The organism is Bacteroidales bacterium, from assembly GCA_023229505.1.
GTDB lineage: Bacteria > Bacteroidota > Bacteroidia > Bacteroidales > JAGOPY01 > JAGOPY01.
Map to the genome: position 1 here is coordinate 1 of JALNZD010000030.1, position 20,888 is coordinate 20,888.

Sequence of the window (20,888 nt, forward strand, 5' to 3'; positions counted from 1 at the left end):
CAAGGATTACGGTTTTGAGAAAATGATGCTGCAACTCGAGAAAATCAAGGCGGTGGTCACGGATAACGGTCAGGTGTTCTATTCTGAAATAACTAAAAAACAAAGAGAACTACTCGAATTATTCAATGCTGTGCCTAAAGAATGAAAAATTACGGTTATAAATGGGTTAATTTTATAAAATAAAAAAAAACAAATGAATCAACACACACAAAATTTACGAAGGCAGGGTATGAGCTTATGGCTCGACAACATTACCCGGAAAATGCTTGATAATGGCGTACTTCAGCATTATATAACTGAACTTTCCGTAACCGGCCTTACATCAAATCCATCGATTTTCGAGGCTGCCATTGCTAAGACCAGCGATTATGACGAAGCCATCCGTAAAAAAAGCAACAAGGGGCTTTCCGATGAAGATGTGTTTTTCAACCTCGCCGTCGAAGATATCCAGCGGGCTGCAGACCTTTTTCTGCCGGTTTACCAGGTAACCAACGGACTCGACGGATTTGTTTCCATAGAAGTTTCACCGCTTCTGGCCTATGATACGGAAAATACCATCAAAGCGGCCAAAACTATTCACCAGAAGGTAAACCGGCCTAATGCCTTTATCAAGATACCCGGAACCCCGCAGGGGCTTCCCGCTATCGAAAAAGCCATCGCCGAAGGCATCCCGGTAAACGTTACACTTTTGTTTTCAGCCGAACAATACCAGGCCGCTGCCATGGCTTACCTGAAAGGTATAGAAACCAGGATCGACAAAGGCCTGAACCCGGATATCAGGTCGGTGGCTTCAGTCTTCGTCAGCCGCTGGGATAAAGCAGTTGCTGATAAGGCGCCTGCCAGGCTTCAAAATCAACTAGGCATCGCCGTGATGCAGAAAACTTATTATTCATACCTTCGGTTTTTAAGGTCTGAAAGGGTACAAAGAGCCATGAACTTCGGCGTATTTCCGCAACGCTTGCTTTGGGCCAGCACCGGCACAAAAGACCCCAATGCTTCGGATATTTTATATGTAAAAAACCTGGTTGCTCCTTACACCGTTAATACCATTCCGGAAAATACCCTGCTGGCTTTCGCAGATCATGGCGAAACAGGCCAGGCGCTTCCCGATAATACAGCCTCGGCTGACAAAATCATCGGGCAATTCCGTGAATTGTCGGTCAATTATCTTCAACTGGCAGAACAATTACAAAAAGAAGGCGCTGAAGCATTCAACAAATCGTGGAATAACCTGATCGCCAGCATCACATCAAAGAGAAATCCATGAGCGAAAACGCCGAGAAACTAAGGTTATCAGAATCGGACAATCATCAGAAAAACTGGAAGAAATGGGGACCTTACCTGGCTGAACGCCAGTGGGGAACCGTCAGGGAAGATTATAGCGCTTCGGGCAATGCCTGGGAGTTTCTCACCCATGATAATGCCCGCAGCAAAGCCTATCGATGGGGTGAAGACGGAATAGCAGGTATCTGCGACGACCGCCAGGTACTTTGTTTTGCTGTGGTTTTCTGGAACGGAAAAGACCCGATCCTGAAAGAACGGTTCTTTGGATTGGCAGGCACTGAAGGCAACCATGGGGAAGATGTCAAGGAATATTACTTTTATCTTGACAATACCCCTACTCATTCTTACATGAAGATGTTGTATAAATATCCTCAGCAGGAATTTCCCTATAACCATCTGGTCACTGAAAATAAGAAAAGGGATAAGTCACAGCCGGAGTTTGAGCTTAGTGACACAGGGGTTTTCAATGAAAACAGGTATTTCGATATTTTTATCGAGTACGCCAAATGTGATGAGAAGGACATTATGATTAAAATCACAGCTTTTAATTGTGGTCCGGAACACGCTGAACTAAACATTATTCCACAAATTTGGTTCAGAAACACCTGGTCATGGGGGTACGATCCCTATAAGCCGCAAATCACGCTAGCGAGGAAAAATACTTTATCTGCAACACATAAAAATTTGGGAAAGTATTATTTTTATGCAAAAGGGGAACCGGCGACCATGTTTTGTGAGAATGAAACAAACGTCGGAAAGCTATACCAACTAAAGAAAATAAATGGATATTTCAAGGATGGTTTCCATGAGTATGTTGTAAACGGGCAACAGCAAGCTATCAACCCGGAAAACCAGGGGACTAAAGCCGGTTTCAATTACTTTCTTAATATTCCCGCCGGGAAATCCAATACTGTTCAGTTGAGGTTAACTGCTACCCCAAATGAACGCCCTTTTTCCGGTTTCGAGGATATTTTCAGAAGACGACAGGCCGAAGCGGATGATTTTTATACTGACCCGCAATCCGAAGTGCCGGGTGATGACGCAAAAATCATCCAGCGCCAGGCACTAGCCGGCATGTTGTGGAGCAAGCAATTTTATTATTTTGATATTCCGCAATGGTTATCGGGAGATCCGGCACAATCCACGCCCCCGGCTGAACGAAAGATTGGCCGCAACAGTGGCTGGGAACATCTCACCAATGCTGAAATCATTTCCATGCCCGACAAGTGGGAATATCCGTGGTATGCCGCCTGGGACCTGGCCTTTCATTGCATAACACTTGCCATGGTTGATCCTCATCTTGCTAAAGGCCAGTTGAAATTGCTCACCCGTGAATGGTATATGCATCCGAACGGCCAGCTTCCGGCTTATGAATGGAATTTTTCCGATGTTAATCCGCCAGTGCATGCCTGGGCAACATGGAGGGTCTATAAAATAGACATGAAGCACAATAATGGAAAAGGGGACCGTGCTTTCCTGGAGGCTGTATTTCATAAACTATTACTCAATTTCACCTGGTGGGTCAATCGCAAAGACTTACACAACCGCAATATTTTCCAGGGCGGTTTCCTGGGCCTGGATAACATCGGCGTTTTCGACCGTAGCGCCGAGATACCCGGTGGCGGTCGTATCGAACAGGCTGACGGTACAGCATGGATGGCCATGTATACCCTGAATATGATGCGGATTTCACTCGAACTGGCTAAAAAAAACCATGTTTATGAAGACCTTGCTTCCAAATTCCTGGAGCATTTCCTGTATATAGCAGGGGCCATGTCGAATATTGACGGAAGAGGTATCGACCTTTGGGATGAAGATGACCAGTTTTTTTACGATGTCCTGCATACCGATGATGAAGTCAAAAAACTGAAAGTTAGATCTATGGTGGGCCTGATTCCACTTTTTGCCGTAGAGGTCATCGAACCGGATATTATTAAAAGTTGCCCAGAATTTGCGAAAAGGACCGATTGGTTTTTAAACTACCGTCCTGACCTGGCAAACCTTGTTTCACGCTGGGCTATTGAAGGCAAAGGTGAACGAAGATTGTTTTCTCTTTTAAGGGGGAGCCGGTTGAAAAAGATTTTAAAACGAATGCTTGACGAAACGGAATTCCTCTCAGATTACGGCGTGAGATCATTATCAAAATTTCATGAAAATCATCCCTATGTTTTCAACATGCAGCATGCTGATTTTACCGTTGATTATCAACCGGCCGAATCAACCATGAGTTTATTTGGCGGTAATTCCAACTGGCGCGGACCGGTATGGTTCCCGGTAAATTTTCTCATCATTGAATCATTACAACGATTTCATCATTATTATGGGGACGACTTTAAGGTAGAATGTCCGGCCAATTCCGGCCGGTATCTGACATTGAATGAAATAGCTTTAGAATTGTCCGACAGACTGGCTCGTATTTTTCTATTGAACAGCGACGGAGAACGGCCTGTAAATGATGGCAAAGAGAAATTCTGGCTGGATGAGAATTTCAAAGATTACATTTTATTTTACGAGTATTTTCATGGCGATAGCGGCAAAGGCATTGGCGCTTCGCACCAAACCGGGTGGACAGGATTAATAGCAAAACTATTGCAGGTTAAATCGGTTTAAACTAAAATTTAAATTTATATTGATATATAAAGAGGACATCCTCAACCATTGAATTTATTTTCCTTATTTTTGATCGGTTCCCGATCTCACAGCACATGTTCAAACCCGGAAAACTGATCCTTGGCTTTCTAATTTCTCTGACCATTGCAGTTATTGTCCACCTGCTGGATAAATCTATCCAGTTAAATCTGCCGGGCAGCCTGCTCCTGATATTGCGCTGGATCCCTATTATCTTTTATTTCCTTTATGCTTTCAAAAAGAATAAGCTGACTACATGGATCTTTGTCAGCATGCTGGCCGGGGTTGAATTTGGGTATGATGTACCGTTGATTGGCAAAGAACTTAACATTGTCAGCCAGATTTTCATCCGGCTGGTAAAGACGATCATTGCGCCGCTTATATTTGGAACATTGGTAGTTGGCATTGCAGGGCATGCAAACCTGAAGCAGGTCGGAAGGATGGGGTGGAAATCGCTGGTATATTTTGAGGTGGTATCCACCATAGCCCTTTTCATAGGGTTAGGTGCCATCAATATCAGTAAAGCAGGATGGGGCGTGCAGGTGCCGCCGGAAATGTTGCAAGGTGATCTGCCGCAAGTGCAGACACAAAATGCACATGACATCATCCTGCACATTTTCCCCGAGAATATTGCAAAATCGATCGCTGAAGGACAAGTTCTCCAGATCGTAGTATTCAGTATCCTTTTCGGTATTGCAGTTGCCATGGTAAGTGAGAAATATCGCAATCCGATAGTTAAGTTTTCGGAGTCATTATCAGTCGTAATGTTCAAATTCACAAACATTATCATGATGTTTGCCCCATTTGCTGTATTTGCTGCTATTGCCTATAGTGTTGGTCATATGGGGCTGAATGTACTCGTAAACCTGTTCGAACTGCTTGCTACACTTTATGTCGCTCTTATTGTCTTCCTTTTGGTTGTTTTTTTACCTATTATTCTTATTTTGAAGATCCCGTTGCGGAAATTTCTGAAAGCAGTAGCCGAGCCTGCAACCATTGCATTTGCTACAACCAGCAGTGAGTCGGCTCTCCCCAGGGCCATGGAGAACATGGAAGAATTCGGTATTCCGCGCAAGATTGTTGCATTTGTCATCCCAACGGGATATAGTTTCAATCTCGACGGGACAACACTCTATCTTGCCATGGCATCGATCTTCGTTGCAAACATGGCCGGCATTCACCTTTCATTCGATACCCAGATCGTCATGATGCTCACCCTGATGCTTACAAGCAAAGGGGTTGCAGCCGTTCCACGAGCTTCACTGGTTATCCTGCTCGGAACGGCGGCAAGTTTCGGTTTGCCGACCTGGCCCATATTTATCATACTTGGGATTGATGAACTGATGGACATGGCAAGGACGGCAGTGAACGTCATCGGCAACTGCCTTGCAACGGTTGTTATAGCGAAATGGGAAGGGGAATGGATACCTGAACCAAGGATCAAATCAGGTTAAAGCTAAGATTACGGGAGAGGCTTGCGAAAACCATCTTTTTTATTGTAAAATTTGTTGTCATTCAATTTTCTTTTTGTATAAATTGCAAATTTTTAAAAGGAAATTAAGGTTTCAAGGATTTAATAAGAACAATATTGCCCGGCACCAGGTATAATCTCTTTCTGTGCAAACTTTGGACTCACTTACGCAAAAAGCAATTTTCATTCGGAAACGCATGGTTGTAATTTTGATTTGATAATAACATTTAAATCTAAAGCCATGAAAAAGATTATTTTAAGCCTTATCATCGTTTTTTTCGCTGCGATATCCCAAAGAGGAATCGGGCAGGAAGTAAAAGACTCAACTGTCATTTACAGGTTAACCACTGTAGATGGCAATGAATTCTTTGGAAAGATCCTCAGCGAGGATTCTGTAATCATCAGTTTATCAACCAGTAACCTGGGAGAAATTAGTTTTAAAAAGCTGGATATCAAATCGCTTGAAGCTATCAGCGCAACACAGGTCAAAAATGGCAAGATCTGGTATCCGAACCTGCAGTCTACCAGGTATTTCTTTGCGCCTAACGCTTATGGATTAAAAAGAGGTGAAGTTTACTATCAGAATGTCTGGGTCCTGTTCAACCAGGTTAGCGTAGGCGTGGGCAACAATTTTTCCATAGGTGTCGGCCTGGTTCCCCTTTTTCTGATTGCAGGAGCTCCGACTCCGGTTTGGCTGATTCCAAAAGTTTCCATCCCGGTGGTAAAAGATAAATTCGCCATCGGGGCTGGCGGAATGTTCGGCACAGTTCTGGGGACAGAGAAGTCGGGGTTTGGCATAGTTTATGGGATTACCACTTTTGGGTCGCGTGATGCCAATGTGAGCCTGGGAGTTGGCTATGGCTATTTGTCAGGCGACTGGGCTAAGAAGCCTATGATCAACATCAGCAGTTTTATCAGGGTCAGTCCGCGTACTTATATTATTACTGAAAATTACGTCATTTCCGGAGAATCTACTACGGTGCTGATTTCCCTGGGTGCCAGGACCCTCGTTAAAAGGATCGGAATTGATTATGGTCTCTTCATGCCTTTTTTCCCTGATCAGGATACTTATTACGCAATTCCCTGGTTTGGTATAACAGTGCCCATGCATAAAGCCAAAGTGGATAACCGATAAAAACTCAATACTGATCATTTTTAACCATTTCTCAACAAACTGTCCATGATTGAAAGGAAAGTTTTAGTTTAGTCCATTCTTGAAAATTTGAACTTTCCTTACCAAACAAAAGAAAGACAATCATGGGCGGTTTTTTCGGTACTATATCAATATCAGATTGTGTAAATGATTTGTTCTACGGAACGGATTATAATTCTCACCTTGGCACAAAAAAAGGTGGGATAGCGGTTAAAAATTCCAAAGAATTTAAAAGAAGCATCCATAACCTGGAGAACTCCTATTTCAGGACAAAATTCGAGCCTGATCTGCCTCAATTTCATGGTAACAGCGGTATCGGCATTATCAGTGATACGGAATCACAACCTATATTGATCAAATCACATCTTGGGGAATTTGCCATTGTCACTGTCAGTAAGATCAACAATATCGAGGATTTGACCGACAGGGCCCTGAAACAATACCGGCACTTTTCTGAAACCAGCGATGGCGGAACCAATCCCTCGGAACTGATAGCCATGTTAATAGATGAAGAGGATTCGTATGAAAAAGGAATAGAAAATGTTTTCGAAAAGGTAAAAGGATCCTGTTCTTTGTTGCTGCTCACTAAAAACGGATTATTTGCAGCAAGGGACAAACTTGGGAGGACACCTGTTGTCATAGGTAAAAAAACAGGAGCATTTGCAGTAAGTTCAGAATCAAGTTCATTTTCAAACCTTGGCTTCGAAACAGAAAAGTTCCTGGGCCCGGGTGAAATCGTGTTCATCACTGCTGATGGCTATGAACAACGCAGGATGCCCAATGATAAGATGCAGGTGTGCGCTTTCCTCTGGGTGTATTACGGTTATCCAAGCTCTGACTACGAAGATATCAATGTCGAAGAATGCCGGTACCGGTGCGGAGCAGCACTGGCAAAAAATGATGATATTCTTGTCGATTTTGTCTCAGGTATCCCTGATTCCGGTATTGCCCATGCTATTGGATATTCAATAGAAAAACAAATTCCTTTTAAACGGGCATATGTAAAATATACGCCGACATGGCCGCGGAGCTTCATGCCGCAAAACCAGGAAATAAGAGACCTGGTGGCTAAAATGAAACTGATCCCGATAAAAGCCCTGATAAACGGGAAAAGGATCGTCTTCTGCGATGATTCAATTGTCAGGGGAACGCAGTTAAAAGATACGGTCCGGATATTATACGATTATGGTGTCAAAGAAGTCCATATCAGACCTGCCTGCCCGACCCTCATTTATCCATGCACATTCCTGAATTTCTCCCGGTCGCGGTCGACACTGGACCTTGCCGGCCGCAAAGCCATAAAGCAAATTGAAGGAGAAGAAACAAACCATCTGGAGGAATATGCAAAACCCGGAACAGACCGTTATTATGAAATGATTGAAAAAATCAGGCAAAATATCGGCATCACTACACTAAAGTACCAGAAGCTTGACGATCTTGTAGAAGCAATCGGCCTGCCAAAGGAACGGATTTGCACACATTGCTGGGACGGATCAAGCTATTTCTGATTTGATATTCTTTCAACTGTCAGGCTGTTTTACTTCGTCAATACCAGGTTATTTACAGAATCAATCATTAAATCATGCAAAATTTCGGAAATCAAATCTGCATTGTTGTAAACGATCAGATGTGTCCCGTCTACTAAAAAATCTGTTTCAATGTTCTTTGCGGGGAAAGTCTTATCGTCCTTCCCGTTTATCTTGAACAAATTATCGGGGGTGGTTTGGTTATCGTATTTCATAATTTGATTTATTGACCATGGAACCAGGTCGACATCATTTTTCCTGATCATTTCACTCAGGTATTCTCTTTCCTCTTCAGAAACTTTTCCAAAGCAATTTCCGATGATAATCCCTGGTTTGTTGAATATAAACTTCGGTAGTATTTTATGACATCCGAATATCTGCAGAAACCTGAATTTTAAAGGCTTTTCGTCCTTTATGGAAAAACTTGAAATTAATATGGTCATTCGCGGATGAACCATCTTGCTGATCTCAGTGGCAACGATCCCTCCAAAAGAAGTTCCGATGACAATATCGTTTGGAGTTATTTGATTTTCGTTTATCAATCGCTGGCAATATGCTTCCATCGATTCTCTTTTTTGCGGCTTCAGCCATTCTACATGATTAATACCGAACGATTCGTCGAATCCCAAATTTGAATAGATGGTACTGTCTGTTCCCAGTGCGCTGATTAGTTGAACTTTTTGTGCCTGCAAAAGCACTCCGCTGATGATCAGGGCTAAGGTGAGAATTGTTGTTTTCATGGCCTGGTAAGTTTTTGGTTTGTTAAAATCACGGGCTATAACTGCCTGATAATGTGATTATTTTCAAATCAAAACTACCACCGCCAGGACCATTTTTTAAATTGATCTGCGCGAGGTAACCTGCAAAATCATTAAGAATTTATAGATTGAATGGGGGGCTGCGGTAAGTAAATGATTTTTCGCAAATTTCAGAATGCCCCCTGACTGATTTGGCAAAAAATAATAAAAAATGGGATTGTAATTATGATTTATTAATTGATTTTTTCTCAGTTTGAGGGCAAGGATACATTCAGAAAATAAAAAAAATCTTTTAAGCGAATCAAACAGAGTGTGTATAACTCATTCCATAACCTCTTCCCACCCCACCCATATTCTGGCTCTATAAACGATAATTAACAATTTTGGACGCGAATAATGGGCGGAATTATGGGGGGTGATCTTATTGGGCTGTTTAAATTTTATTATCTTTAAGGATCATTGAACAACAATAATGCAACAAGAAGACTGGTTAATAAGGCAAATCAACCAACTTGTGCGAGTGCTCGGAAAAATACTTGCAGATTTATTAGGACTTAAAACTCAAGGACGGGTCAGTGAAGGCATTGAAGCAGCCGAACAAGCATTAGAAAACGAATTAGGTTTGAATATTGACGATCTGACCGCAATTCCAACTGAAAATTTCATTCAAACATTGCAAGAGAGCAAACAATTCAGCAACGACAATTTTGAAATGCTTGCCGATATATTCCTAATAATTGCGGAAGAACTTGACCAGAGAGGAATGGACGACGGAAAAAAGAAAAAATTGTATGAGCGGGCATTAACCATTTACGAGCATCTGGACAAAACAGGTTCTACCTACTCATTTGACAGGCATAATAAGATTGAAAAAATAAAAAACGCTCTATAACAGCAGTTTGGCTGTGTAAGTTAATGATTGTCGGGAAATCCTACGCTTATACACATTAAATTTACATTGTGAAATCAAAGTTTGAATTTTTACTATTGACTAATTGTGTCAGTTCAGATTAGTGAACATTTGGGAGCGATAATTAAAGAACGTTATTAGTATTTCAATTTGGTATCACAAAGGTAAGCAATATTTTACAACTGGCCTAATTTTTTGGAACATTAATTCATTGATTTTTAGTTCTTTCCACAGAAAAATACCTGTAATAATATTAGGAAGTTTGTATTTTTTTTCGTATGTAGAATTAAAGCTGTATTTTGTAATAAAGTTCATCCTTGTGTAATTGGATTGTGTTTAGTAAATGTACGAATACATCTACAAAGAAAAAAGGAGCTCTTTTAGTGGCTATTCTGTAGCAACGACGATGATTTTGGAGTGACTATTTCCTAAATGTGCTTATTTAACAATATAATTTAAAGGCTGGCATCGTGTCTGGCCTAATTATATTGCTGTTTCCATCATTTTTATCTTTGAAGTTTGTAGAATATTTCGTAAATTAGCATACCTAAATCATTTATTAGATGCAAAAAGTCGCTTTATACGTCCGCGTGTCCACACTGACCCAAAATAACGATAATCAGAAAATTCGCTTGGTTGAGTTTGCTGAAAGGAACAATTATTCCTATGACCTTTTTGAAGAAACGGAGTCCACCCGCAAAACTAGACCAGTTAAACAGGCTCTTCTGGCAAAACTTCGTGCTGGCGAATATTCCGCCGTTTTGGTTTACAAATTGGACAGGTGGGCGCGTAGCAGCATGGAACTCATTCTTGACACAAAGGAGCTAATAGATAAAGGTGTTGGATTTATTTCGATAAGTGATAATTTGGACTTTGGCACCGCTTCGGGCAAACTTCATTTCCAAATACTAAGCGCGTTTGCAGAGTTCGAACGAGAGCTTATCCGTGAACGCACCATAGAGGGGCTAAGGCGTGCTAAGATGCAGGGCAAGCAAGCTGGACGTCCCACAAAGGCTCAAAAGATACTGTGCGGCGCAAAAAGGCTGGTTATATTTTGAGGGAAGCCAAAAAGCGGCAACATGTGGAATCTGATAGCGGCATACATAAATCGATAGAAGCCTACCTTAATTAAAAAATCCTCCCCCAAACAATTCTTGGGGGTTTTTTATACCCTAAAACCCCGCCATCCTCCCCTGTATTTAGCACATCAAATAAACGGACGGTTGTTTGGTAATGGTTACTACAATTCGACAATGGTCTTTCAGGAAATACAGGCACTGTTTATTTAAACCCAATGTATTTAGTGCATTTCAATGTGATTTTCGTTATATTTACAGGTTATTAGTTTTCATGGCGCTCACATCTGCCATCTGGGAATGATTAACACCATAGTACGTGGTATTATGAAAAAAGTGCCTGTTTTAGTTATCATTTCAATGTGCTTATTCACAAACATTTATGCACAAAATCCACAATGGCTGCAATATACCAACGGGAACATAGTTCTTGCTCTGGCGGAAGAAGATAATTTTATTTGGGCAGGTACAAATGTTGGATTAGTGAAACTCGACACCATCACTGCCATTCCAACTTTTTACAATAACTCAAATTCGGGATTGCCATATAACTATGTCCGCTCAATCGCTATTGACGAAAACGGGGCGAAGTGGATTGGGACAGATGGTGGTGGATTGGCAAAATTTGACGGGACTGACTGGATAATTTACAATACTTCAAATTCGGGCTTGCCTGATAACAATGTTAATGCAATAACCATTGATGAAAGCGGAACTTTCTGGATTGGGACTGATGGTGGTGGACTGGCTAAATTTGACAGTGTAAACTGGACACGATTCAACACATCAAATTCAGGTGTGCCCAGTAACAGCGTTCGTGTAATATCCATAGACCAAAGTGGTGTGAAATGGGTAGGAACGTCTTTCGGATTGGCTGAATTTAACGATACAAACTGGATAGTTTATAAAACCTATAATTCAGGGATTCCGTCAAACGTCATTAATTCATTAGCAATAGATTCTAATGGGATTTTATGGATTGGAACTTACGAAGGATTAGCAGAATTTGACGGAACAAATTGGACAATATACGATACCTCAAATTCGGGCTTGCCTAATAACGCGGTCATATCAATAGCCATTGACGAAAGCGGAACAAAGTGGATAGCGACTGATTATGGATTAGCGACATTTGACGGAACAACTTGGATAAACTACTTCGAATCAAATTCGGGATTGCCCCACGACTATGTTTATTCAATACTAATAAATGAAAGCGGAATAAAGTGGATCGGGACTTGGGGCGGTGGATTAGCAAAATTCGACGGAAATAAATGGACAACTCACAATACCTCAAATTCTGGATTGCTTGATAACTACATACATTCAATAGTCATAGACGAAAGTGGGACAATGTGGATTGGTACTGCTCTCGGATTGGCGGAATTTGATGGGATGAACTGGATAACCTATGATACCTCTAATTCGGGATTGTCCTATAATTCTGTAGAATCAATAGCCATAGATGCAAGCGGGGTGAAATGGTTAGGAACATATGATTGGTCTACTGATCGTGGTGCACTGACGAAATTTGACGGGACAAACTGGATAAGTTACGATACCGCAAATTCAGGATTGCCTTATAACCACATACAATCAATAGCCATAGACGCAAGTGGAGTTAAATGGATTGGAACCTGTAAGTGGGGAACTCAAAAAGGTGGATTAACAAAATTTGACGGGACAAACTGGGTAACTTACACTACTTCTAATTCAGGATTGCCAAATTATTATGTCCGTCCAATAGTCTTTGATCAAAATGCGAAAATATGGATAGGAACCGAAGGGGGGCTTACGGAATTTGACGGTATTAATTGGATAACCTATAACACATCAAATTCTGGATTGCCTGATAACTATGTACATTCAATAGCCATAGACGAAAGTGGGTCTAAGTGGATAGGGACTTATGAGGGATTAGCACAATTTTACGACACAAATTGGACAATTTATAATATTTCAAATTCAGGATTGCCGAACAATATTGTTCTTACAATAGATATAGAAGCAAACGGGACAAAATGGATAGGGACTTGGGGTGGCGGAGTAGCAGAATTTGACACAACAAACTGGACAACTTACGATGCTTTAAATTCAGGGTTGCCCTTTGACTGGATTATATCCGCTGCCATCGACGAATATGGTTCAATATGGTTTGGAACATATGGTGGCGGATTGGCAGTTTATAATGAAAACGGTGTTCCTGTTTCAATTAAGGAACAATTTACCCTTCACTCTAAGATCACCATATACCCCAATCCCGCTTTCACCGCCATCACCATCGAAACGCCCACCACGCCACAAAAGAACACCTTTATGATCATAATAGACATCACTGGTAAGCAACTCATACAACGCCAGATAACTGAAAAACAGACGGTGGTTGATGTGTCTGGGTTGAGCCAAGGGGTCTATTTTTTGAGGGTGGCTAATGAGAGGACGGTGATGGTGGGAAAGTTTATAAAGAGCGATAAATAACTGCGGCGCATTTCTGGATCACTAATATTGCCAAACCGTATGTTATTCGTTATATTTACAGGCTATTAATGGTAATGGCATAAGTGAATGTTAAAAAGTGTTTGTGAGTGCATTTAAAATAAATTAATGAAACCAATTCTACTCCTTACGATCCTTGTTTTATCAATTAATGCTTTTGCTCAAAGCAATCAGCCACCATTGAACCTGCACCGTCCTACATCAAGTTCACAGGAAATTGTTCAGGAGATTACGGGAAATACGAGATGGAAAACATTAGGTATTCTACCAGAAGAGTATTTTGGACAAGCCATCAAACTTCAAACACCTGAGGAACGCTCATTAATTCAAATCTACGATAGCATCTATACTTGGTATTGGTATGACGATATTATTGGCTGGATGCTTTATTATAAATTCATTGATATGGTTTATGCTGACAACAATAACCTGACATTCGAATTAGGGAAAATTTGGAACGGTAGTGGGTGGGAGAATTGCAATATATTTACTTTTACTTATGATGACAACAACAATCAAACAAGTGAGATAGAACAAGAATGGGAAGCCAGCGCTTGGGAGAATATCAGTAAATACACCTTTACCTTCGATGCCAATAATAATAAGACAAGCGAATTAGAACAACAATGGAATAATAATGCTTGGGAGAACGTAGACCTACGTACCTATGATTTTGATGCCAACAATAATCAGGTAAGTGAATTCGTGCAACACTGGTACGACAATGTGTGGTTGAATAATTATCTATACTCATATACTTACGATGACAACAATAATCAGACGAGCAAATTATCCCAAAACTGGAATGGTGGCGTCTGGGAAAATTATTGGCTATACTCTTATACCTACGATGCCAACAATAATCAGACGAGCAAATTATCCCAAAACTGGAATGGTGGCGTCTGGGAAGAATACTGGCTATACTCTTATGCCTACGATGCCAACAATAATCAGACAAGTTCTTTAAGCCAAAGATGGAACGATAGCGTTTGGGTGAACATCGAACAATACACCTATAATTACGAAGGTAGTAATATGACAGGTGCCTTGCGTCTGACTTGGAGTAATGGCGACTGGAAAAATTATAATCAATACACTTACTCCTATGACGCTAACAATAATCTGACAAATGAATTTGGAGAAGATTGGAACGCCGACGTTTGGATAAAACGTTATCAATTAACCCACTCCTATGACGCCAACAATTTCAAGATAAACAAAACATTCAAACAATGGAATAGTGCTGGCTGGGTATCAGGTGGCGATAGTTTATATTATTATTTTCATATGGTTGGTATTAATGACTTAGCGGTACCTTTAGAAAGTATATCAGTCTACCCCAACCCCGCTTCCACCACAATCAACATCACAACTCCCACCACGCCACAAAAGAACACAACTCTCACTATAATGGACATTACTGGCAAGGAATTTCTGAAATGTGAGTTAACGCAAGAACAGAATGTGGTTGACGTGTCTGGGTTGAGTCAAGGGGTCTATTTTGTGAGAGTGAGCAATGAGAGGACGGTGCGGGTGAGCAAATTCATCAAGCAATAACCTGCGGCTCATTTCTGGCTCAGTACATCAATTATCCTGACTTGAAGTAAACTTTTAATCATCCGCATCAATAGGAAATCATTGCCCCGTGCGCAAATTCCGCAAGTTTGATCATTAAAAACTAACTATCTTTTACCCTGCAAAATATATTACAAATTACATTACGTAATGAAAAAGGATTGCAAACACTTGGTTTACAATCCTTTAATTTACTATTCGTCGGAGTGGAGAGATTTGAACTCTCGACCTCTTGACCCCCAGTCAAGCACGCTACCAGGCTGCGCCACACCCCGGAGATGAGTTTGAGTGTGAGTGTGCAAGTGAAGTGTGGGTGTGATTTCCCAGGCAAATGTATAAATATTTTCGTTTTTTTAGGGTGTTTTGTTAAAGTTAACTACCTTTTATTTTAAATTTATACCCGTGTAAAATACGATGATTATGTACATTACACTTCTTTAGATGCCAAACCTTATACATGAACCTTAAATCAATATTTCTATGAAAAAGATTATTTTGCCGTCAATGCTGTTTTTGCTGCTGGTGTTTTCCTTTTCAACATGCGACCTGATTAATGATCTGTTTAATGATGATAAGGAAAGCATAAACTCCTATGATCTTTACACAAACCCTACTGACCCGACCCTTATCAAAGTAACCGAGGGGGACGGAACAGAAGTGACCTATTACGGGACCAAAGATATTGATGGGGTGCCACTGGACCTGAAATTAGTCACTGTACAATATCCAGGCGAAACTGAAACCTATAAAGTCAATATTGATGAAAATGGACAGCCGGGAAAGATTTTTACTCCAACAGGTTCGATGTTTGAAATTGACCCGATCGACACCAAGGAGTTTTACCTGAGTATCGTTTCAGGAACCGGCGAAATCCGCATCGATACCAAAGTTAACCTCGACTCGCTAGATCAACCCAAATCTTCAGAAGCCCCAAATCCTGCCGGCATCACCCACTTTTCGACAAGAGAGAGTGTCCAGGACCGATCCATCATGTTCAATCCATTCCCTCATGAGAACATATCTCCGTCTTTAAAAAATACCGAAGGCAACATTTTAACTTTGAACCTGACACTTTGTGGAGAACAACTTCCAAGTCTACTGCTGTTCCCGGTCCTTTATATGAAACCTCCCTTGGGCGGGGTTATACCCAATCCTTCATTCGGTTATAACCCGGGCCAATATGGTTTTTACCTTCCGGAGCAATCCCAGCCAAGTGTAAAGATTCAGCAAATTTGCACCCAGGTGGGCTCGATCATCGATGATGTATGCCTTGCATATGATTGGACACCCAAGTCGGCTATTTGCCCCCTGATCAGTAAATTAATCGATAAAAAATTTCAAAATTCCAATGACAAACAATCTATCCTGAGTGTTTGCGACAAAGCTATTGAAGTGTTACCCAAACTTTGCAAAATAAACAAGGACATCGGACTTGAAAATTTCTGTGAACTGGCTGGTGAAGTCTATCTGAATCCCAATCCTGATCAATATACCTATTTGTTGATGGTCCATGCAGAAGGTAAAATGTATCAAGTTCCATTGACAAACTTCAATCCAAACACCAGCAGCACTATTACCTATGATATTCCAGGCACTTTCGATGTTACTGACCTTTATACTGAACCAAAAGATCCCGCTCCGAGTCAAGGCTATACAGCAACAGCACTTATCGATTGCCCCGACCCCGCCGGTGTTGAAGTGACCATCTCGGTTTCAGGCTCTGACGGCTATTCTGATTCAGAAACTGTAACCCTTACTACTGGTGGTAGTGTATCATTGTATGTTCCGGGTGGCGCACAAAGTATCGAGGACGTTATAACGGTTAATGCAAATGGAAAATCATGGAGCACCTATATTGTGTTCTGATTTTTTACCATTCTGAATTAAATGACAGGCTTTTTCATTTCATAAAATACTAACTTTGGCCGTCTTTAAAGCAGAACATCTTCCTTAAACCTGATCTATGAAAAAAGCTGCCACTTGCCTGCTGATCTTTACTTTTATTGCCATCTGCCATCGATCCCATTCCCAGCCATCGAACCGGCCAGGGTCCATTCTGAAAAAAAAGGTTGAACTTTCCGGTTTTACCATGAACTTCAACCTGATCGGTGTTGCGCTTTACGGGCCTATTATCCAGGCGGAGTTCAAACTGGCCAGCCGCTTCTTCCTCGTACCCATGTTAAGGTATAGTTATGCTGGTATTGCAAGCCAATATGAATGGACAAATTTCGAGGATGACAGTAAATATTATCCATCCAGTATTGCCGGCGGGATAGGCCTCAAAGCTTTCATTCCTGTAAAATCAAAAAGACAATTGATCTATTACGGCATCTTCGGGGAGTTCATCCATGAAAAGGGGCTATATAACATGAATACCAATTATGAATACGAGCGAACCCGAATGGCTGTGGCTGTTTATGGAAATTTAGGATACCGGTGGAATTCCAAAAGAAATTTCTACATCGACCTGGGCATCCTCCCCGGCATTGCTTTCGACCTTAAAAATGAAGGGCTGTATCACACAGGCGCCAGCAGTGGCCTGCCGTTCCCAGGGATTGTTAAGAAGAACCGCTTTATCGGTATGATAGATTTTGCTTTTGGATGGAACCTTAAAAGGTAGTTTCAGGTTTCAGGTTTCAGGTTTGAAACTAGAAACTAGAAACTAGAAACTAGAAACTTAATATAGGCCATCGAGATTGAGTCTGTAGAGAAACTCAAATCCAAACCTGCCGTTTTCCGGAAAGTAAATTGACCTTAAGCCGGCTTCCAATGGAGCAAAATGCCTGAAAAGATGAAAATCCAGGGTCAGGTCTGCTCCAATTGAATTGTAACTTTGACCGGGTTCCATGTCAAAAACCCAGGCATGATCATAAAATAAGGCGGCTTTCAGTCTTTTCATATAAATAACCGGCCCTATGTGCCAATCGGGATAAAAAATCGGAAATTCATAGGATACCGATCCGCTTAATACCCGGTCGGCAAAAATACCCGAATACCCCCTTGGCAGGCTGATCAGCCCGCCATATCTATAATAATCGACTAACCTGTCCTGGTACCCGCCATAAAACCGGAAACCATGATGCCGAAACAGTCCGGGGAAATAAAGGACGATTTGAGCAGCAAAAATGGAACTCGCCGAATCACCATCAAAAGGCGTATGCCGGTAGTTGAGCTCCAACAACTGGCCCCATCTGGGAATAAGGTCCCTGTATGTTTGCTGTAACTGGGCATAGAAAAAAAGACGATAATCAAACGAATGGAAACGGTCTTTCCTGAATTTCAATTCTGAACCCGGATCCATCCGCAGGAATTTATATGAATACCCTACATAAGGTTGGAAACCTACAAACCAGCTCCTGACATACCAGTTTAGCGGAATTCTTACCCCGGCAGCCAGGTTTAGCTCATGGAATTTATAATTCGTTTTCCCGCCTGTACTATCAGTATGGGTCCCCCGCCGCAGGCCATAATCCATATTAAGGTCGATGGCAGGATAAAGCCCTTCATAACTGTATTTCAGAAAATATTTCCCGGCTTCTTCGTTAAGGTTATACTCATAACCAAGCGAAGTATAACTGGTTCCCAGGAGGTTTTGCGAAAGCAGGGACACCCCCGGCTTGAAATTCATATTGTCGATATCCGCCGAAAAGGGCCCCCAGCTGTGGAAATTGAATAGATTAAGCCCTTTACGGTAAGGTTTGCTTATAAAAGCTGAATCGGGGACCTCTCCGGCGTTAAATATGAAGTTTTCCTGGCTGGCGAGGGCATCAGCCAGTTCAAAGTGGTAAAGGTTTGCCGGGTTCCATTTTTTCCATGAATAGGGATTGAGTAAGGTCCATGCCAGTTCATATCCTGAAGAAGTATAATTAGTGTAATAAAGATGTAATCCATCCGGTGAAACGATAGCATCTGTTGCTCCAAAACGCGACGAAGTCACCTGGTATAGTTTATTTGAATCCGGGTTAAGAGCGAAAATGTTATCTATGCCCGTATAGGCGCCGGTAAACAGGATATAATTGTAGTAGAAGGATGGCTTAGAGATTTCTGTATTTGAGAATGGCAGCAGGAGTTTGAACTCTCCGCTATTTGCATCTGCGATAACCAGGCTTTTACCTTCATCATCCCGGGTAAGGATCACCGCTATTTGTTTTCCATCGATCGACCATGCAGGGTGGCTCGGAAAAAAGTTATTCGGGGTGGGGAACCGATGAATGACCTCTCCATTTTCAATATCCAGGATAACCAGGAAATATTGGTTCATCTGATCGACTTCTACTGTTGTAATCTCACTGCCATCCCGACAAAGATCGGGAGAGAAGTATCGTGTATTATGGGTGATTTGCCTGGTATGGCCGGTTTGCAGGTCATGAAGCATGATTACCGAATAAGTACGAAGGTCCCAGCGGGGATCACGAACCATTTCAGCCCAACAGAGCAGGTTACCTGCAACCGACAAGCACTTATCAACCATTGATCCGGGGCTGAGCAGTTTGTTTTCCGCGCCTGTCTTATCAATAATCGTGATCCGGGTGATGTCGTAAATGGATGATTTCCGGGTTATGATGCGTCCGTCAGAAAGAGCAGAAGGCTGTGTACGGTTGGAGTAAAATTTTTCCTTTGATTTAAGCACAGGTAAAAAAAATGTGGGGTTAAGTTCTTTGTCAGCTGATAACCAGGATTGCTGCAGGTTAGATGTAATGTTTGCATAAAGTCTGCTTTTACTGTAACCGGTTTCCTTGTAAAGTGTATTGGAGAACGGCACCAGCATCAGCGGGATGTTTCCGGTTCTGCGCATCACACGGCTCCACGTTTCTTTGCCGTATTGTATGCGGGTTTGGCCGACCAACAGGTATCCCAGCTCATAATGATCCGGGATAAAATCCTTATACGATCCGTTTACAGCTTTATCATACGAATAAATACCTTTTTCAAGGAATTGTGCCCGGAGTTTCATTTCAAAATAAGGGATTCGGCCCCTGCCGCTATGGCTCAATGCGGTTTCTGTCACAATAGCATCCCCTTCGATGAACCAGAGGGGGACAAACAGCCCCAATACTGCTGGAACTGCTTGTTGGCCAAAAACGAATGACAAGGCGTGGGTCAATCCTCGGTCTACAGAGCTATATTGAGCCGAATGCCGGAACTCGTGAATGATAAGCTGATCCATCCAATCCTGGGAATAGTTGTCCTGTGGAGGCATTGTGAAAATCTCAATTCTTTTTGGGGCATAAGGAGTTAAAGCATTGGAAATGACCGACTGGTTGTGAAGGATAACAGGCCATCTTCGTGGGGTGACATTAAGAGATGCAGATACCGGTTTGTAGCCATATTCAAAAGCATTGGCGATATATTTAGCTTGTGCTTCCAGTGAAACCGGGTAGATCAGTTTGAAGTGGCTGGTTTTTATCTGGTTCCATCGTACCGATGCCGGATCAGTGCCAATGGTGAAGTACTGTGCAAAGAGGGCTATGGGCAGGGAGCAGAGAGCGAAGAACACAGGGCGGAGAGCAAAGCGCATAGTGCGAAAGGTTTAGTATTAAACCGCCTCCGGGTCCTTCCCCAGGTCGCGGATTCCCTTAATGAGTTCCACGAAAATAGTAATCACCGTAATGCCGAAAATTACCAGGATGCCGATTTTAATCCATTTGATCCAGGTACCGTCCTCGATATCAAAAGGAAAAATGACATAGATCATGATCAAAGCCACGGCGCCGGCAATATTGATGATGCCCTGGACGAGATGTTTGAACCAGCGGTTATCGTAAAAGATGAAGAGTGCCTGCGCGACGATGGAAACGTAGATGGAAATCTCGATATAGAAGAGGCATTTGCCGAAGTCTTCTGTCAGAAAAGTGAATCCCCACGATCTTAGGTTGCGGAGGATATAAATGAGCACGATCATAACCACGATGGCCACGATGTAACCTGCTCTCCTGGCACCGGAAGGATGTGATTTCCCGGGGCTTTTCTTTATTCTGGGACTTTTCGGGGCAGCTTTCTTCATAGTCTTT

The 20,888-nt window shown here is 42.0% G+C and carries 14 protein-coding genes and 1 tRNA gene; 11 read left to right on the top strand and 4 right to left on the bottom strand.

The window, feature by feature from the left end; genetic code table 11:
- Positions 1-193: 193 nt before the first annotated feature.
- The 5 genes from tal to M0Q51_11175 all read left to right on the top strand — a co-directional run bounded on the left by tal (position 194) and on the right by M0Q51_11175 (position 8,044).
- A complete protein-coding gene (tal, locus tag M0Q51_11155; GenBank protein ID MCK9400536.1) occupies positions 194-1,267 on the top strand; it encodes a transaldolase in 1,074 nt (357 codons plus the stop codon).
- On the top strand, positions 1,264-3,894 hold the full coding sequence (locus tag M0Q51_11160; protein ID MCK9400537.1) for a hypothetical protein: 2,631 nt from the start codon (positions 1,264-1,266) through the stop codon (positions 3,892-3,894). Before tal ends, M0Q51_11160 begins: the two co-directional genes overlap by 4 nt.
- Positions 3,895-3,989: 95 nt before the next feature.
- Positions 3,990-5,366, top strand: a complete 1,377-nt coding sequence (locus M0Q51_11165; GenBank protein ID MCK9400538.1) for a cation:dicarboxylase symporter family transporter — start codon at positions 3,990-3,992, stop codon at positions 5,364-5,366.
- Positions 5,367-5,624: 258 nt separating this feature from the next.
- Complete coding sequence (locus M0Q51_11170; GenBank protein MCK9400539.1) at positions 5,625-6,518, top strand: hypothetical protein; 894 nt, start codon at positions 5,625-5,627, stop codon at positions 6,516-6,518.
- A 122-nt stretch (positions 6,519-6,640) separates the two neighbouring features.
- Positions 6,641-8,044 (top strand): amidophosphoribosyltransferase, encoded by a 1,404-nt coding sequence (locus tag M0Q51_11175; GenBank protein MCK9400540.1) that lies wholly within the window; start codon positions 6,641-6,643, stop codon positions 8,042-8,044.
- Between the two features lie 29 nt (positions 8,045-8,073).
- Here M0Q51_11175 and M0Q51_11180 read toward each other — a convergent pair whose 3' ends face one another.
- Positions 8,074-8,802 carry a hypothetical protein gene (locus M0Q51_11180; GenBank protein ID MCK9400541.1) on the bottom strand — a complete coding sequence of 243 codons (729 nt, stop codon included), beginning with the start codon at positions 8,800-8,802 and terminating at the stop codon, positions 8,074-8,076.
- Between the two features lie 490 nt (positions 8,803-9,292).
- Between M0Q51_11180 and M0Q51_11185 the strand changes: the two genes are divergently transcribed.
- The 4 genes from M0Q51_11185 (at position 9,293) to M0Q51_11200 (ending at position 14,859) form a co-directional block, all read left to right on the top strand.
- Positions 9,293-9,712 (top strand): hypothetical protein, encoded by a 420-nt coding sequence (locus tag M0Q51_11185; protein MCK9400542.1) that lies wholly within the window; start codon positions 9,293-9,295, stop codon positions 9,710-9,712.
- A 581-nt stretch (positions 9,713-10,293) separates the two neighbouring features.
- Positions 10,294-10,788: a recombinase family protein gene (locus tag M0Q51_11190; GenBank protein ID MCK9400543.1), complete on the top strand. Its 495-nt coding sequence runs from the start codon at positions 10,294-10,296 to the stop codon at positions 10,786-10,788.
- 345 nt (positions 10,789-11,133) lie between these two features.
- The gene (locus tag M0Q51_11195; GenBank protein MCK9400544.1) at positions 11,134-13,284 is read left to right on the top strand and encodes a T9SS type A sorting domain-containing protein; all 2,151 of its coding nucleotides are present in this window, start codon (positions 11,134-11,136) and stop codon (positions 13,282-13,284) included.
- Between the two features lie 126 nt (positions 13,285-13,410).
- Positions 13,411-14,859 (top strand): T9SS type A sorting domain-containing protein, encoded by a 1,449-nt coding sequence (locus M0Q51_11200; protein MCK9400545.1) that lies wholly within the window; start codon positions 13,411-13,413, stop codon positions 14,857-14,859.
- A gap of 219 nt (positions 14,860-15,078) precedes the next feature.
- Here M0Q51_11200 and M0Q51_11205 read toward each other — a convergent pair.
- Positions 15,079-15,152: transfer RNA gene (locus M0Q51_11205), tRNA-Pro, on the bottom strand.
- 205 nt (positions 15,153-15,357) lie between these two features.
- On the opposite strand from M0Q51_11205, the gene M0Q51_11210 reads away from it, so the two are divergent.
- Together M0Q51_11210 and M0Q51_11215 are read left to right on the top strand one after the other, a co-directional pair.
- Positions 15,358-16,743 (top strand): hypothetical protein, encoded by a 1,386-nt coding sequence (locus tag M0Q51_11210; GenBank protein MCK9400546.1) that lies wholly within the window; start codon positions 15,358-15,360, stop codon positions 16,741-16,743.
- A gap of 97 nt (positions 16,744-16,840) precedes the next feature.
- Complete coding sequence (locus M0Q51_11215; protein MCK9400547.1) at positions 16,841-17,497, top strand: hypothetical protein; 657 nt, start codon at positions 16,841-16,843, stop codon at positions 17,495-17,497.
- A 57-nt stretch (positions 17,498-17,554) separates the two neighbouring features.
- On the opposite strand, the gene M0Q51_11220 is transcribed toward M0Q51_11215, so the two are convergent.
- Entirely contained in the window at positions 17,555-20,395 is a 2,841-nt protein-coding gene (locus tag M0Q51_11220) for a hypothetical protein (GenBank protein ID MCK9400548.1), read from the bottom strand.
- Positions 20,396-20,413: 18 nt separating this feature from the next.
- Positions 20,414-20,881: a hypothetical protein gene (locus M0Q51_11225; GenBank protein ID MCK9400549.1), complete on the bottom strand. Its 468-nt coding sequence runs from the start codon at positions 20,879-20,881 to the stop codon at positions 20,414-20,416.
- Positions 20,882-20,888 lie beyond the last annotated feature (7 nt).